At 69.7% G+C, this 14,633-nt stretch carries 14 protein-coding genes; 7 read left to right on the top strand and 7 right to left on the bottom strand.

Annotation, left to right across the window (positions count from 1 at the left end):
- Positions 1-31: 31 nt before the first annotated feature.
- The 3 genes from H9658_RS21825 to rpsU all read right to left on the bottom strand — a co-directional run bounded on the left by H9658_RS21825 (position 32) and on the right by rpsU (position 2,037).
- A complete protein-coding gene (locus H9658_RS21825) occupies positions 32-946 on the bottom strand; it encodes a YihY/virulence factor BrkB family protein (RefSeq protein ID WP_179567850.1) in 915 nt (304 codons plus the stop codon).
- Positions 947-1,077: 131 nt separating this feature from the next.
- On the bottom strand, positions 1,078-1,524 hold the full coding sequence (locus H9658_RS21830) for a GatB/YqeY domain-containing protein (RefSeq protein ID WP_191826935.1): 447 nt from the start codon (positions 1,522-1,524) through the stop codon (positions 1,078-1,080).
- A gap of 297 nt (positions 1,525-1,821) precedes the next feature.
- Positions 1,822-2,037 (bottom strand): 30S ribosomal protein S21, encoded by a 216-nt coding sequence (gene rpsU, locus H9658_RS21835; protein WP_003465342.1) that lies wholly within the window; start codon positions 2,035-2,037, stop codon positions 1,822-1,824.
- Positions 2,038-2,158: 121 nt separating this feature from the next.
- Here rpsU and tsaD point away from each other — a divergent pair, with 121 nt between their 5' ends.
- The 6 genes from tsaD (at position 2,159) to H9658_RS21865 (ending at position 10,073) form a co-directional block, all read left to right on the top strand.
- Positions 2,159-3,238, top strand: a complete 1,080-nt coding sequence (gene tsaD, locus H9658_RS21840) for a tRNA (adenosine(37)-N6)-threonylcarbamoyltransferase complex transferase subunit TsaD (RefSeq protein WP_191826936.1) — start codon at positions 2,159-2,161, stop codon at positions 3,236-3,238.
- Between the two features lie 95 nt (positions 3,239-3,333).
- Positions 3,334-3,693 (top strand): dihydroneopterin aldolase, encoded by a 360-nt coding sequence (folB, locus tag H9658_RS21845; RefSeq protein ID WP_179567844.1) that lies wholly within the window; start codon positions 3,334-3,336, stop codon positions 3,691-3,693.
- Between the two features lie 117 nt (positions 3,694-3,810).
- A complete protein-coding gene (locus H9658_RS21850) occupies positions 3,811-5,259 on the top strand; it encodes a circularly permuted type 2 ATP-grasp protein (RefSeq protein WP_179567842.1) in 1,449 nt (482 codons plus the stop codon).
- Positions 5,259-6,200, top strand: a complete 942-nt coding sequence (locus H9658_RS21855; protein WP_179567840.1) for an alpha-E domain-containing protein — start codon at positions 5,259-5,261, stop codon at positions 6,198-6,200. Before H9658_RS21850 ends, H9658_RS21855 begins: the two co-directional genes overlap by 1 nt.
- 353 nt (positions 6,201-6,553) lie before the next feature.
- Positions 6,554-8,731, top strand: coding sequence for a glycoside hydrolase family 3 N-terminal domain-containing protein (locus H9658_RS21860; RefSeq protein ID WP_191826937.1), 2,178 nt, complete (start codon positions 6,554-6,556; stop codon positions 8,729-8,731).
- 196 nt (positions 8,732-8,927) lie between these two features.
- On the top strand, positions 8,928-10,073 hold the full coding sequence (locus tag H9658_RS21865) for a PQQ-dependent sugar dehydrogenase (protein WP_191826938.1): 1,146 nt from the start codon (positions 8,928-8,930) through the stop codon (positions 10,071-10,073).
- A 363-nt stretch (positions 10,074-10,436) separates the two neighbouring features.
- On the opposite strand, the gene H9658_RS21870 is transcribed toward H9658_RS21865, so the two are convergent.
- A complete protein-coding gene (locus H9658_RS21870; RefSeq protein ID WP_179567834.1) occupies positions 10,437-10,742 on the bottom strand; it encodes a hypothetical protein in 306 nt (101 codons plus the stop codon).
- Positions 10,743-10,933: 191 nt separating this feature from the next.
- Here H9658_RS21870 and H9658_RS21875 point away from each other — a divergent pair, with 191 nt between their 5' ends.
- On the top strand, positions 10,934-11,446 hold the full coding sequence (locus tag H9658_RS21875; protein WP_191826939.1) for a hypothetical protein: 513 nt from the start codon (positions 10,934-10,936) through the stop codon (positions 11,444-11,446).
- A 40-nt stretch (positions 11,447-11,486) separates the two neighbouring features.
- Here the strand turns inward: H9658_RS21875 and H9658_RS21880 are convergent, their stop codons facing one another.
- The 3 genes from H9658_RS21880 to H9658_RS21890 form a co-directional block, all read right to left on the bottom strand.
- Entirely contained in the window at positions 11,487-11,984 is a 498-nt protein-coding gene (locus tag H9658_RS21880) for a hypothetical protein (RefSeq protein ID WP_191826940.1), read from the bottom strand.
- Between the two features lie 87 nt (positions 11,985-12,071).
- The gene (locus H9658_RS21885; protein ID WP_179567828.1) at positions 12,072-13,364 is read right to left on the bottom strand and encodes an APC family permease; all 1,293 of its coding nucleotides are present in this window, start codon (positions 13,362-13,364) and stop codon (positions 12,072-12,074) included.
- Positions 13,361-14,056 carry a L,D-transpeptidase family protein gene (locus tag H9658_RS21890; protein ID WP_191826944.1) on the bottom strand — a complete coding sequence of 232 codons (696 nt, stop codon included), beginning with the start codon at positions 14,054-14,056 and terminating at the stop codon, positions 13,361-13,363. Before H9658_RS21890 ends, H9658_RS21885 begins: the two co-directional genes overlap by 4 nt.
- Positions 14,057-14,633: the final 577 nt, after the last annotated feature.

Here is a 14,633-nt window from a genome sequence, read left to right on the forward strand (position 1 = left end):
GGATCGGCCCGCAAACCCTGGCGTTGCGGTGCTACAGCGGCGGCGGAATCGCGGTGATCGCGCTGGCGTCGATCCCGGCCGCGGCGAGCTTGCGCCGCGAGCGCAGGCGCTCGTCGATCACCGCGGTGATCAGTGCGCCGACGAAGAACACCACGGTGGCGTAGTAGATCCACACCAGCAGGATCACCAGCGCGCCCATCGAGCCGTAGGCGCTGCCCGGCGCGGCGGTGGCGATGTACAGGCCGATCGCGTAGCGCCCGGCCACGAACAGGCAGGCGGTGATGGCGCCGCCGATCACCGCCTGGCGCCATTCCACGCGCCGGTCCGGCAGGTAGTGGTAGAGCACGGCGAAGGCCAGCACGTAGATCGCCAGCGTGGAGGCGTAGCCGACCGCCGGCAGCAGCGACGGCAGGCGCGCGAAGGCGACCTGCAGCACCGTGGTCAGGATCATCGAGATCAGCAGCAGGAAGCCCAGCGCGAACACCACGCCGAACGAGAACACGCGCTTCTTCAGCCACGCCACGATGCCTTCCAGGCGCTGCTTGTCGGTGCGGAAGATCAGGTTCAGCGCGTTCTGCAGCTGCGCGAACACCGCGGTGGCGCCGACGAACAGCAGCAGCGTGCTCCACAGCCCGGCCAGCGAGCCGACGTTGGGCTGGTTCTTGGCGTTGTCGATGATGGTCTGCGCCACTTCGCGCGCGCCGTGTCCGGCCAACTGCCCGATCTGCTCGATGAAGGCCTGCTGCGCCTGCGGGTACAGCGAGGCGGTCAGCCACAGCAGCAACACCAGCAGCGGCGCCAGCGACAGCAGCGCGTAGAACGACAGCGAAGCGGCCTGGGTCATTACGTCGATCTCGACGAAACGCCGCAGCAATGCCGCCGGCAGGCTCTGCTGCAGGCGTTCGAGGTGTTTTTGCAGACGGGTGGGCGACAGCGACAGGGACATGGGAGCGGCAACGGCCTTGCGGCGGGCGCGGCAGGTGATGCCGGGCCCGCGGATGCGCGTGGAAGGTGTCGCAGGCTCGCCGGGGTTGTAGCAGCCCGGCGCCGAAAGGCGGGTGAAGCCCGCCTGCGCGATCAGCCGGCCAGTTGCTGCTTGACCAGCACCGAGACCAGGCTCATGTCGGCCTTGCCGGCCAGCGCCGGCTTCAGCACGGCCATCAGCTTGCCCATGTCGGCGGCGCTGCTGGCGCCGGTCTGCGCGATCGCGGCCTGGATCGCGGCGACGATCTCCGCCTCGCCGAGCTTGGCCGGCAGGTAGCGCTCGATCACCACGATCTCCTCGCGCTCGATCGACGCCAGGTCCTCGCGCCCGGCCGCGGCGTACTGGCTCACCGAGTCCTTGCGCTGCTTGACCATCTTGTCCATCAGCGCCAGCACCGCGGCGTCGTCCACGTCCTTGCGCTCGTCCACTTCCTTCTGCTTGATCGCGGCGTTGATCAGCCGGATCACGCCCAGGCTGTGCGCGTCGCGGGCCTTCATCGCGGCCTTCATGTCGTCGGTGAGCTGCTGCTTGAGGGTCATGAGGGGCTCCAGGGGAAAGGGAAGAAGGGGGTGGACATTCTAGGCGCTGCGCCGCATCGGTCCGGACACGGCGCAGGCGGCCACGCGCCGAGGCGGGCGCAGGGGGCGGTGGCGGGTGCGCCGGCGCGATGCGGATGCGGATGCGGATGCGGAGAGGGCCGGTGCGCCGCGACGCGGGCTGGCCGGGCTTGACCCACGGCCACACAAAAAGCCGGCGACGCTTGCGCGTGCCGGCTTCGTGGGCTTACCGTAGCGGATGCCGAAACCGGCACAACCCGCTACCGCAAACCGCGATCCTCAGTACAGACGCTGGCGCTTGGTGACGTCGCGAGACGTACGGCGCAGCTGACGCTTCACCGCGGCTGCGGCCTTGCGCTTGCGTTCCTGGGTCGGCTTTTCGTAGAACTCGCGCTTGCGGGTTTCGGCCAGCACGCCGGCCTTTTCGCAGGTGCGCTTGAAGCGACGGAGCGCAAACTCGAAGGGCTCGTTCTCGCGGACTTTGACGCTGGGCATGGAATCTCCGGGACACAATGGTGACCGGGTCACGCCCGGCGAGCCGCACATTATAGCGACTGATTTCCTGGCTGCAAGCGGGACGTTTGCCTGCCGCCGATTCGGCCCCACAATGGCAGCCATGAGAGTCCTCGGCATCGAATCCAGTTGCGACGAAACCGGCGTCGCCGTCTACGACACCGCCCTGTCCGGCGCGGCCGCGCTGCGCGCGCACGGGCTGTACAGCCAGATCGCGCTGCACGCCGAATACGGCGGCGTGGTGCCGGAACTGGCCAGCCGCGACCACGTGCGCAAGCTGCTGCCGCTGATCCGCCAGACCCTGGCCGAGGCCGGGTTGCAGGTGCGCGACATCGACGGGGTCGCCTATACGGCCGGCCCCGGCCTGGTCGGCGCCTTGCTGGTCGGCGCCGGCGTCGCCCGCGCGCTGGCCTGGGCGCTGGAGGTGCCGGCGATCGGCGTCCACCATATGGAAGGCCACCTGCTGGCGCCGCTGATGGAGGATCCCGACCCGGTGCACGGCGTGCCGGCGCCGCCGTTCGTGGCGCTGCTGGTGTCCGGCGGGCATACCCAGCTGATCGCGGTGGAGGCGATCGGCCAGTACCGGCTGCTCGGCGAGACCCTGGACGACGCCGCCGGCGAGGCCTTCGACAAGACCGCCAAGATGATGGGCCTGCCGTATCCGGGCGGCCCGCAGCTGGCCGCGCTGGCCGCGCAGGGCACGCCGGGCCGGTTCCGCTTCGCGCGGCCGATGACCGACCGGCCCGGGCTGGATTTCAGTTTCTCCGGACTCAAGACCCAGGTGCTGCTGGCCTGGCGCGGCAGCGACCAGAGCGAGAGCACCCGCGCCGACATCGCCCGCGGCTTCGAGGATGCGGTGGTGGATACGCTGGCGATCAAGTGCGAGCGCGCGCTGCAGGCCGCCGGCAGCGACACGATCGTGGTCGCCGGCGGCGTCGGTGCCAATGTGCGCCTGCGCGCCAAGCTGCAGGCGATGGCGCAGGCGCGCGGCGGCCGCGCCTGTTTCCCGCGCCCGGCGCTGTGCACCGACAACGGCGCGATGATCGCCTTCGCCGGCGCGCTGCGCCTGCAGGCCGGCCAGTCCAGCGACGCGGCGGTGCGGGTGACGCCGCGGTGGGACATGGCTTCGCTGCCGCCGTTGGCGGCAGCGCGGGATTCGGGAGTGGGGAATGGGGATTCGTAGAAGCGGCTCCGTGCGGCTCCTGCCTGTGCTTTCGCCTCTGCTTTTGCCTTTGCTCTTACCATTCCCGAATCCCCAATCCCGAATCCCGGCCCCCAATGGATAAAGTTTTCATCGAAGGTCTAGAAATCGACGCGCTGATCGGCATCTACGATTGGGAGCGGCGGATCCGGCAGACCTTGCGCTTCGATCTGGAGATGGGCTTCGACAACCGGGTGCCGGCCGCCAGCGACGACATCGCCGATACGCTCAACTACAAGGCGGTCAGCAAACGCCTGGTGGAGCTGGTCGAGCAGTCCGACTACGGCCTGGTGGAGACGCTGGCCGAGCGCTGTGCGGCCGCGGTGCTGGACGAGTTCGAGGTGCGCTGGCTGCGGCTGAAGCTGAGCAAGCCGGGCGCGGTGCGCGGCGCGCAGGCGGTGGGCGTGATCATCGAGCGCAGCCGCGACGCCGGCTGAGCGCGCGTCGGCGCGGCATCGGCGCAGCCGCTTGACGCTCATTCCGGTTCCGGGCATGTTGCTGTGCAACGCAACACTCGGCCGATCGCGCCCGGTGGCGTACACCGACGGGGCACGATGGACTGGAGCAAGTACCGCACGGCCACCTACGACGAGCTGATCCAGGCAGATGGTCAGCCGCGTCCCGCCGCCCGCCGGGTCATCGAATACCTGTCCAGCCTGTCCGGCCGCGAACTGTCCGAGCGCCAGCTCGCCGCCGATGTCGCCGCGCGGGTCATGGGCATCACCTTCACCGTCTATTCCGATGGCCGCAACGTCGATCGCACGCTGCCGTTCGACCTGATCCCGCGGGTGATCCCGCTGCGCGAGTGGCAACGCACGGAGGCCGGGCTGAAGCAGCGCATGCGCGCGCTCAACCTGTTCATCGGCGACGTCTACGGCGCGCAGCGCATCGTCAAGGACAAGGTGTTTCCGGCGATGCTGCTGGAGCATTCGGTGAACTTCCGTCCGCAGTGCGTGGGCATCACCCCGGCGCTGGGCGTGTGGGCGCATATCTGCGGCTCGGACCTGGTGCGCGATGCCGACGGCACGCTGTACGCGCTGGAAGACAACCTGCGCATTCCCAGCGGCGTGTCGTACATGCTGGAAAACCGCATGGTCGCCAAGCGCGTGTTTCCCGAACTGTTCGAGACCAGCGCGATCCTGCCGGTGGACGAATATCCGGCGCAGCTGTACGACACCCTGGCCGCGCTGTCGCCGCGTCCGGGCGACCAGCCGGTGATCGCACTGCTGACCCCGGGCATCTTCAACAGCGCGTATTTCGAGCACGCCTACCTGGCCCAGGCGATGGGCATCGAGCTGGTCGAGGGCGACGACCTGTTCGTCGCCGACGACGACTGCACCTACATGCGCACCATCTACGGGCCGCGCCGGGTCGACGTGATCTATCGCCGGGTCGACGACCTGTTCATCGATCCGGAAGTGTTCCACCCCGATTCGGTGCTCGGCGTGCCCGGGCTGATCCGCAGCTGGCGCGCCGGCAAGGTGGCGCTGGCCAATGCGCCCGGCGCCGGCGTGGCCGATGACAAGGTGGTGTTCGCCTACGTGCCGAAGATGATCCGCTACTACCTGGACGAAGAGCCGATCCTGCCCAACGTGCCCAGCTACCTGTGCCACGACGACAAGGACCGCAAGTACGTGCTCGAGCACCTCGACCAGCTGGTGGTGAAGCCGGCCAACGAATCCGGCGGCTACGGCATGCTGATCGGGCCGCGCTCGACCAAGCGCCAGCGCGACGAGTTCCGCAAGCTGATCCAGGCCGATCCGCGCAACTACATGGCGCAGCCGACGCTGGGCCTGTCCACCGCGCCGATCGTGACCGAGGTCGGCCCGTCGGCGCGGCATCTGGACCTGCGCCCGTTCATCCTGTCGCGCGAGGACGTCTACGTCACTACCGGCGGGCTGACCCGGGTGGCGATGGAAGAGGGTTCGCTGGTGGTCAATTCCTCGCAGGGCGGCGGCGCCAAGGACACCTGGGTGGTGGACCTGGACGAGGAGATGGACTGATGCTGTCGCGGGTCGCCGACAACCTCTACTGGTTCAGCCGCTACGTGCGCCGCGCCGAGACCACCGCGCGGCTGGTCGGCGTGGGCAGCCTGCTGCAGCTGGACCTGCCGCGCTCGGTGCGTTTCGCCTGGCGGCCGATGATCGACACGGTCGGCGCCGGCGAGATCTTCAACGTCTGGTTCCCGAACGCCGGCGACGACGTCGGCGACGCCGACGTGGTGCGCTTCCTGCTGCTGGACGAGCGCAATCCGTCCTCGCTGCGCAGTTCGGCGCGGCAGGCGCGCGAGCTGCTGCGCGGCATCCGCGACACGCTGCCGCAGGAAGTGTGGGAGGCGGTCAACGACCTGCACCTGTACATCGACGCCAACGGCGAGCGCAGCGTCGGCCGCCGCTACCGGATGGAATTCCTCGGCCACGTCACCGACGCCTGCCTGAAGGTCTCCGGCCTGCTCACCGCCAACGTCAGCCGCGACATCGGCTTCCAGTTCCTGCGCCTGGGCACGGCGATCGAACAGGCCGACATGACCACGCGCATCATCGACGCCGGCGCCTCGGGCCTGATCACCCCGCGCAAGGCCGACGATCTGGAGGCCTACCAGAACATGCAGTGGATGAGCGTGCTGCGCTCGCTGGCCGCCTACCAGATGTACCGGCGCCACGTGCGCCAGCGCGTCACCGGCGAGCATGCGCTGCGCTTCCTGCTGCAGAACAACGATTTCCCGCGCAGCGTGCATTTCTGCCTGACCCGCGCCCAGCACATCCTGCCGACCATGCCGCCGCGGCCGACCGTGGAGCGCGCGCTGATGCGGATCAACGGGCTGGTGCGCAATGCCGACCCGTCCTATCTGGCGCGGCACAATCCGGCCGAGTTCATGGACGAGATCCAGACCCACCTGGGCTACCTGCACAGCGCGATCGCCGAGGCCTACTTCAGCTCGTGAGCGGCGCCTGGCCGGCGCGGCGCCGGTTGCCTCGCGTTGCCGCCCGGGGTGTGCGGCCAGCGCGTCGCAAGGCGGTTGAGACGCAATCCGGCATGGACCCAGGGCGCAGGACCGCTACGATCGCAGCCGCGCCCGCTGGGCACGAGACACCTGCGCCGGCCAGTGCGGAGTGCGACGCGCGCGGCGCAAACGGTTCAGCAGCGGGATGCGGGGGCGTATGGCGGCGTTGGGCGCCAGCGGCGGGCGACGGTAGACAGTTCCCTGAATAGGCGGATCCGGCGCCGGGATTTGCTCTTTCGTCTGGCCGGAGAGCTAGAATTGACGGCTATGTAAACGTTTTCTCAAAGGACCCCATGGCTTCGGATCGTATCGAATCGCTCATCGCCCGCATGACCGTCGAGGAGAAGGTCGGCCAGCTCGGCGTCTTCGCCGACATGGTGCGCCCGTTCGCGCCGGACGTGAATCCGGAAGCGAACGTCAGCAATGCCGACGAGGTGCTGCAGCAGGTGCGCGCCGGCCTGGTCGGCTCGCTGTTCAACGGCGTGGGCGCCGAACTGGGGCGGCGGATCCAGCGCACGGCGCTGGAAGAGAGCCGCCTGGGCATTCCGGTGATCCTGGCCGCGGACGTGATCCACGGCATGCGCACCGTGTTCCCGATCCCGCTGGGCGAGGCCGCCAGCTTCGAGCCGGAGCTGGCCGAGCGCACCGCGCGCGCCACCGCGGTCGAGGCCACCGCCGCCGGCATTCACTGGACCTATGCGCCGGCGGTGGACATCGCCCGCGATCAGCGCTGGGGCCGCGGCGCCGAGGGCGCCGGCGAGGACGTGGTGCTGGGCTGCGCGTTCGCCGCCGCCCGCGTGCGCGGCTTCCAGGGCCCGGACCTGCGCGCGCACGACGCGCTGCTGGCCACGCCCAAGCACTTCGCCGCCTACGGCGCGGTCGCCGCGGGCATGGAATACAACAGCGTGGACATCGCCCCGCAGACCCTGCGCGACGTGCACCTGCCGCCGTTCCAGGCCGCGTTCGGCGCCGGAGCGCTGAGCGTGATGACCTCGTTCAACGACATCAACGGCGTGCCGGCCAGCGCCAACCACGAACTGCTGACCGAGATCCTGCGCGGCGAATGGAAGTTCCCCGGCGTGGTGATCTCCGACTACACCGCCGACATGGAACTGATCGCGCACGGCTATGCGGCCGACGAGCGCGACGCGACCAAGAAGGCGTTCCTGGCCGGCATGGACATGAGCATGCAGAGCGGTTTCTACGCCGCGCACCTGCCGTCGCTGGTGGAGGATGGCGAAGTGCCGATGGCCGCGCTGGACGAAGCGGTGCGGCGGGTGCTGGCGCTGAAGGAAACCATCGGCCTGTTCGACGATCCGTACCGTTCGCTGGACCCGCAGCGCGAGGCCGACCAGTCGCATATCGCCGCGCACGATGCGCTGTCGCGCGAGGCGGCGCGGCGCTCGATCGTGCTGCTGAAGAACGACGGCGACGTGCTGCCGCTGCACAAGCGTGGACAGAAGATCGCGCTTATCGGGCCGTTCGTGCAGGACCGCGAGAACATCGAGGGTTGCTGGACCCTGTTCGGCGACAAGACCCGCTACGTGACCCTGGAGGCCGGCGTACGCGCGGCGCTGGACGACGCCGATGCGCTGAGCGTGGTGCCGGGCTGCGAGCTGGAAGCGCCGCTGGACGGCGGCATCGACGCGGCGGTGGCCGCCGCGCGCGCCGCCGACGTGGTGGTGCTTGCGCTGGGCGAGCCGCAGCGCTACAGCGGCGAGGCGCAGTCGCGCACGCAGATCGTGTTGCCGCCGGCGCAGCAGGCGCTGGCCGAAGCCGTCGCCGCCACCGGCACGCCGCTGGTGGTGTTGCTGCGCAACGGCCGCGCCCTGGCGCTGCAGGGCGCGGTGCGCGACGCGGCGGCGATCGTGGTGACCTGGTACCTGGGCACGCAGACCGGCCCGGCGGTGGCCGACGTGCTGTTCGGCGACTACAACCCTTCGGCGCGGCTGCCGGTCAGCTTTCCGCTCGATCCGGGCCAGCAGCCGTACTTCTACAACCACGCGCGCACCGGTCGGCCGGAACTGCCGACGATGAGCGAGTTCAAGGCGCGCTGGCGCGAGATCCCGAACGCGCCGCTGTATCCGTTCGGCCACGGCATCGGCTACACCCGCTTCGCCTACGGCGCGCCGCAACTGGATCGCGTGCAGCTGGGCTGGGACGACACGCTGACCGTGACCACCCGCATCGACAACGTCGGCGAGCGCGACGGCGAGGAAGTGGTGCAGCTGTACGTGCACGACCGCGTCGCCAGCCGGGTGCGCCCGGTGCGCGAACTGAAAGGCTTCCGCAAGGTGCGGCTGGCGCCGGGGCAGGGCATGAATGTGGTGTTCACCCTGGACCGCCGCGCCCTGGCCTTCAGCGGCCGCGACGGCCGGTTCGAGGCCGAGCCGGGGTTGTTCGACCTGTGGGTCTGCGCGTCGTCGGCCAGCGGCGAGCCGGTCGGCTTCGAACTGCTGCCGCAGGCCTGACAGCCGCGCGCAGGCGGCCGCGTCACGGTCGTCTGCGCGCACGTCTCCCTTGCCCGCCGTTGCGTCGCGCGCAGGCCGCTGTCTACGCCGCGCGAACGCCGCGCGTGACCGCGGCCACGGCTTGGCCATTGCATGCTTGCCGTCCACACCTGCTTTGCTAGGTTCGGCCTTCGACCCCATTCGATAGGTGCGCGTCATGCAACGTTCTCCCCTGGGTTTGGCCTGTGCATTGGCGATGAGTCTGGTCGTGTCCGCGGCAAATGCGGCGCCGCCCGCCAAGAGCGCCGAACGGCGCGGCGACTGGCCGTTCTCGGCGACGCCGTTCGCCACCTTCAACGAACCGTGGGCGATGAGCTTCCTGCCCGACGGCAGCGCGCTGATCAGCGAGAAGCGCGGCACGCTCAAGCGTTTCGACCCGGCCAGCGGCCGGACCGGCACGGTCAGCGGCGTGCCCGCGGTCGCCTATGGCGGCCAGGGCGGTTTCGGCGATGTGCTGCCGCATCCGGGCTTTGCCCAGAATGGCTGGGTGTACCTGAGTTATGCCGAGGCAGGCAGCGGCGACACTCGCGGTGGCGCGGTGGCGCGCGCCAAGCTGACCCTGGACGGCAATGGCGGCGGCGCACTGTCGCAGCTGAAGGTGATCTGGCGCCAGCAGCCCAAGGTGTCCGGCAACGGCCATTACGGCCACCGCCTGGCGTTCGGGCCCGACGGCAAGCTGTGGATCAGTTCCAGCGAGCGGCAGAAGTTCGATCCGGCGCAGGACATGAGCGGCAACCTGGGCAAGATCGTGCGCCTCAACGACGACGGCAGCGTGCCGGCCGACAATCCGTTCGCGCGCCGCGGCGGCGTCGCCGCGCAGGTGTGGTCGCTCGGCCACCGCAACGTGCTCGGCCTGGCCTTCGACGCCAACGGCCAGCTGTGGGAACACGAGATGGGCCCGGCCGGCGGCGACGAACTGAACCTGATCCAGCGTGGCGCCAACTACGGTTATCCGATCGTCTCCAACGGCGACCACTACGACGGCCGGCCGATCCCTGACCATTCCACGCGCCCGGAATTCGCCGCGCCCAAGGTCAGCTGGACGCCGGTGATCTCGCCGGCCGGTTTCGTGATCTACAGCGGCAGCAGCTTCCCGCAGTGGCGCGGCAACGGCTTCATCGGCGGGCTGTCCTCGCAGTCGCTAGTGCGGATCGAATTCAACGGCGAGAACGCGCGCGAAGCGGCGCGTTACGACATGGGCAAGCGCATCCGCGAAGTGGAACAGGGCCCGGATGGCGCGCTGTGGCTGCTGGAAGACGGTAGCGGCGGACGTTTGCTGCAGCTGCAGCCGGTGGAGAGCTGACGCCACCCGAGCCGCCGGGTGATGCGTTGCCGCGCCGCTGAGAGCGGCGTGGCGACTGGTGGCGGGATGTGGCCGCTATGCGTGGGAAATGGTGTGCGTTGCGGCCGTTATCGGCCGCTCGATTTTTTGCGTTGGTCGCGGCTGAAGCCGCTCCTACAAGGTGTGCCGCGCGTTATTGGGCCGCTTCGTGTAGGAGCGGCTTCAGCCGCGACCAAAACCGTCCGCATGAGACGCTCGCCGAAACGCACAAGCTCATCCGACATCGCGCAAACCCGAATCCGCGCCACGTCGATTAGCCGTGCAGCGATTCGGAAAGACCCACCGAAGCGACCGCAACGGTAGCCCTTCCAGCCGCGATCACCCTCAGTCCTGACCCGCCCGCTCCCAGGCACGGCGCACCGCATGGCGGGCCTTGCTCCAGCTCAGGGTCTGCGAGCCCTTGGTGCTGTCCCAGTTGCGGTGCAGTTCGGCCTCGACCTGTTCGTAGGCCAGATTGAAGTTGCGTACGCGCGCCTCGTGTCCGGCGTGATAGGCTGGCTCGTAGTCCTCGAAGCGTTCGCCGTCGCTGTAGTAAGGCTCCTCAGCGAAACGCTCGCGCCAGTATTGCGACACCAGGCTGCGATCGTCGTCGTTGGGCGCGCGACCGGGGATCTGATAAGGAACGCTCATCGTTGTCTCCTGTGCGAATGGGGTATCCGACGTTAGCGACGGCGCCGTTAATGCGATTCCAGCATCGCGTGATCGAGGCATGAAGCACGGCGCGGCGGTCGATTGCCGCCGCCGCGACGGCGCCGGCTACGCCACGGGCCACGGATGGATTACGATCCGGCAACGCCGCTCGTCCCCCGTCGCAGGATTCCATGGCCGCCACCGGTATCGCCTTGCTCACCCCGTACCTGGCCACCGCCGGCATCGGCTGGTTGTACTACCGGCGCATCCGCCGCTATTTCGGCCGCCAGCCATGGCAGCCGCGGCGGACCGTGGCGCGGATGCTGCTGCTGGCGCTGGCGGCGGCAGGATTGACCTACCTGGCGGCGGTAGTGCCGCCGGTCCGCCTCGGCATGGCGCTGGGGGTCCTGGCCGGCGCGGCGCTGGGGGCCTTCGCCTTGCACCACACCCGCATCGACCTGATCGAGGGCCGGCGCTATTACACGCCCAATCCCTGGATCGGCGCCGGACTCAGCGTGCTGCTGATCGGACGCCTGGCGTGGCGTTGGGCCAGCGGTGCGTTTTCCGGCGGTAGCGCGCAGTCGCTGCAGAACGCCAGCCCGCTGACCCTGGCGATCGCCGCGGTGCTGATCGCGTATTCGTTGGTGCACACCGGCGGCTTGCTGCTGCGCATGCGCGCGCTGGCGCCGGCGCAAGCCTCCTAGCGGCGCGAAGCCTGCGCCGCCTGCAACGCGCAGGGGCGCGTCATTGCGCGGCAGCGGCGGACTGGTAGGGCAGCGCGATCGTGCCGGCGCCACGCAGTGCCGCATCGGCGGCATCGAGTTGCGACGCTTCGCCCTCGATCACCACCAGGATGCGGCCGGCCTCGATTTCCTCTTCGAAGTTGCGCCGCACCGGATCCGGCACGGTGGCGCCGACCAGGGCCGAGGACCAGCTGCCGACCAGTGCGCCGGCGATGGCCATCACCCCGGCGCCGGCCAGGGTGATGCCCAGCGGCGGCACCGCGATCGCCGCGAGTCCAGCGAGCAGGCCGGCCGCGCCGCCGCCCAGCGCACCGCGTGCGGCCGCGGGCAAGGCGTCGGTCTTGACGTCCTTACGCTCGTCGGGGATCGCGTCCAGTTCGATGTCGCTGCGGGCGATCAACGACAGGTCGTCGTTGTCGATGCCGGCGCTGCGCGCCGCTTGCAGGGCACGGGTGGCGGTGGCCAGATCGGGGGCGCTGTAGACACGGCGTAGTTTCATCGCGGACTCCATCGCTGAGGCTGGTGCCCAGAGTCGAAGCGATGCGGTTACCCGCACGTGACAGCGGCGCAAGGCCGCGTGAAGGTGCTACGGCGCCTTGCGCGGGAAGCGGTAGAACAGCGCACCGACCAGCAGCGCCACGCCGGCCGCGGCCAGGTTCTGCCAGCTGGCGCTGAGCAGCAACGCCAACGCCAGCAGCAACGCGGCGACCGGGATCAGCGGGCCGCCCGGCAGGTGCAGCGCACCCGGCCGGTCGCGGTAGCGCCGTGCCAGCACCAGCACCGCCGCGGCCGTGCCGATGTAGGCGAACAGGCGGGTGACCATCGACAGCAGCGCCAGCTGCACGAACGAGCCGGACAGCGCCAGCGCCAGCGACAGCACGCCCTGCAGCAGGATCGCCGCGGCGGGCGTGCGGAAGCGCGGATGCACCCGCGCCAGGAACGCCGGACCGTAACCGTCCTGCGCCAGCGCGAACAGGAAGCGCGGCCCCAGCATCACCGTGTTGCTGGTGGTGCCGAGGATGGAGATGGTGGCGCCGACGGTGAGGATCAGCGCCAGCGCCTCGCCGCCGAAGCCGCTGGCGGCATCGGCCAACGGCGTCGCCGACTGCGCCACGTTCGCCAGCGTGCCCTGCGCGACCACCTGCACCGCGGCATAGATCAGGGTGACGGTGACGATCATCGTGATCAGCGCAAACGGCACGTCGCGGCGCGGATTGCGGTATTCGCCGGCAGCGGCGGGGATGTTCTCGAAGCCGGCGTAGGCGAACAGCAACAGCAGCGCCGCTTCGCCCATGTTGCCGAAGTCGCGCGGGTCCGGCGCCTGGCCGGAGAACGCCCACGACCAGTCCACGTAGAACAGGCCGATGGCCACGAACAGCAGCAGCGGCACCAGCTTGCCGATCACCAGCGCCACGCCGGTGCGCGCGGCCGATTTCACCCCGATCACGTTGATCGCGGTGAGCAGGCCGAGCGAGCCGACCACGATCGCCAGGCGCGCGCCGCCACCTGCTGCGGCCGGCCAGAAGCGCACCACCGCATCGGCCAGGCCGTTGCCGAGCGCGGCGGCGGAACTGATCCGGGTCAGCCAGATCATCCAGCCGATCTCGAAGCCGGCGAAGCGGCCGAACGCCTCGCGCGCATACAGGTAGCTGCCGCCGGGTTCGTCGAAATAGCTGGCCGCCTGCGCGTAGCACAGCACCAGCAAGCCCACCGCCAGCCCGGCCAGCAGCACCGCCCACAGGCTCATCGGTCCGAGCAGCGCGGCGGTGGCGGCGGGCAGCAGGTAGATGCCGCTGCCGATGACGTCGTTGATCGACAGGCCGACGATCTGCCAGCGGCTGACCGCGCGGACCAGGCTCGGTTCGGGTGCGTTGCTCATGGTGCCGGCTCCACGGCCGGCAGCGCCCAGGCGCCGCGCAGGCGTGCGTAGTCGTTGCGCGGCAGCAGCACGAACAACGGCGCGGCATCCGGCCGCAGCCAGGCCAGCAGGCGCTGCATGTCGGCCGGCTCCATCGCGGTGCAGCCGGCGGTGGCCTCGCCCGCGGCACGCCACAGGTGGGCGAAGATGCAGCTGCCGGCGCCGGGCCGCGCCTGCTGGTTGTGGCCGATCACGAAGCCTTCCTGGTAACGGCGGTCGCCGTCGTGGTGCAGGTCCAGGCGCATCGGCTCGGTCGAGCCGGCCACCGCCTCGGCGCCGACCCGGTCGGCGTCGACGATGCGGTTGTACAGCGGCGAATCGGGCACGTCGATGCAATAGCTGCTCTGCTGCATCGGCTGGTACGGCAGCGCGCTGTCGATGCGCTGCGCATAACCGAACGCTTCGCCGATGGTGAAGATGCCGGCCGGGCTGCGGCCGTCGCCTTCGCGTTTCTGCGGGCCGTCGGTCTGCGCCGGGTGCAGGCCCAGCCCCCAGGCGCTGCCGTTGCGGCCGAGCGCGACATCGAAGCGCTGGCCGTGCGCGCGCCAGCCCTGCGCCGTGCGTTCGAACGCCTGCAGTTGCCCGCGCGGGCTGTCCCAGTCCGGGGCCACGACCAGCACCAACTGGCGCGCCTGCTGCAGTGCCGGCGGCATGGTGTCGCCGGTGGCGGCCAGGCACGTGCCGGTCACGGCGGTGCACAGCACTACTGCCATGGCCGCCAGGCAGCTGCGGCGGACGCGGCCGGTCTGCGTCAGGGCGGACCACCATGGGAATTTCGGCATGCGCATCTCCGGTCGCAATCGGGCATCGAGCGGGTGCTGGGCCCGCTGCAGGTTCACCGCCGGCTGCCGCCTGCGGTCGGGGTGGGTTTGGCGCGTCGGCCCGACCGCGAAGTCGAGCAGATGCGGCAATGCTGCACGGTACAACAGTTGTTCGATCTGCGGCGCGGGATCAGGCACGGAGACCGGCCGTGCGGTGTCGGTAGGCGCTGTGGATTGGTGCGCCGATGGTGTGGTGTGCTTGGGGCTGTTGGCAGTGACCGACGCAGCAAGCTCGGTCCGCTTGCTACGCAGTTCGATCGTGTGGTGCGTTTGCGTTTGCTTTTGTTTTTGCTTTTTTTGCTTTTGATCTTGATTTACCGGGTCCCTTACGTAGCGGCGAATAGGGCGGGAAAAACCCCGAAGGGGCGGCGCACAGGGATGTGCGCCGTTCGCGGCAGGGGCAGGATGC

It is taken from the genome of Xanthomonas bonasiae (genome assembly GCF_014836395.1).
Classification (GTDB): Bacteria; Pseudomonadota; Gammaproteobacteria; order Xanthomonadales; family Xanthomonadaceae; genus Xanthomonas_A; species Xanthomonas_A bonasiae.

What these genes read in the sequence shown, in the direction of transcription:
- H9658_RS21825 (WP_179567850.1), bottom strand. Translation starts at nt 946, where the DNA reads ATGTCCCTGTCGCTGTCGCCCACCCGTCTGCAAAAACACCTCGAACGC.
- H9658_RS21830 (WP_191826935.1), bottom strand. Translation starts at nt 1,524, where the DNA reads ATGACCCTCAAGCAGCAGCTCACCGACGACATGAAGGCCGCGATGAAG.
- rpsU (WP_003465342.1), bottom strand. Translation starts at nt 2,037, where the DNA reads ATGCCCAGCGTCAAAGTCCGCGAGAACGAGCCCTTCGAGTTTGCGCTC.
- tsaD (WP_191826936.1), top strand. Translation starts at nt 2,159, where the DNA reads ATGAGAGTCCTCGGCATCGAATCCAGTTGCGACGAAACCGGCGTCGCC.
- folB (WP_179567844.1), top strand. Translation starts at nt 3,334, where the DNA reads ATGGATAAAGTTTTCATCGAAGGTCTAGAAATCGACGCGCTGATCGGC.
- H9658_RS21850 (WP_179567842.1), top strand. Translation starts at nt 3,811, where the DNA reads ATGGACTGGAGCAAGTACCGCACGGCCACCTACGACGAGCTGATCCAG.
- H9658_RS21855 (WP_179567840.1), top strand. Translation starts at nt 5,259, where the DNA reads ATGCTGTCGCGGGTCGCCGACAACCTCTACTGGTTCAGCCGCTACGTG.
- H9658_RS21860 (WP_191826937.1), top strand. Translation starts at nt 6,554, where the DNA reads ATGGCTTCGGATCGTATCGAATCGCTCATCGCCCGCATGACCGTCGAG.
- H9658_RS21865 (WP_191826938.1), top strand. Translation starts at nt 8,928, where the DNA reads ATGCAACGTTCTCCCCTGGGTTTGGCCTGTGCATTGGCGATGAGTCTG.
- H9658_RS21870 (WP_179567834.1), bottom strand. Translation starts at nt 10,742, where the DNA reads ATGAGCGTTCCTTATCAGATCCCCGGTCGCGCGCCCAACGACGACGAT.
- H9658_RS21875 (WP_191826939.1), top strand. Translation starts at nt 10,934, where the DNA reads ATGGCCGCCACCGGTATCGCCTTGCTCACCCCGTACCTGGCCACCGCC.
- H9658_RS21880 (WP_191826940.1), bottom strand. Translation starts at nt 11,984, where the DNA reads ATGAAACTACGCCGTGTCTACAGCGCCCCCGATCTGGCCACCGCCACC.
- H9658_RS21885 (WP_179567828.1), bottom strand. Translation starts at nt 13,364, where the DNA reads ATGAGCAACGCACCCGAACCGAGCCTGGTCCGCGCGGTCAGCCGCTGG.
- H9658_RS21890 (WP_191826944.1), bottom strand. Translation starts at nt 14,056, where the DNA reads ATGCCGCCGGCACTGCAGCAGGCGCGCCAGTTGGTGCTGGTCGTGGCC.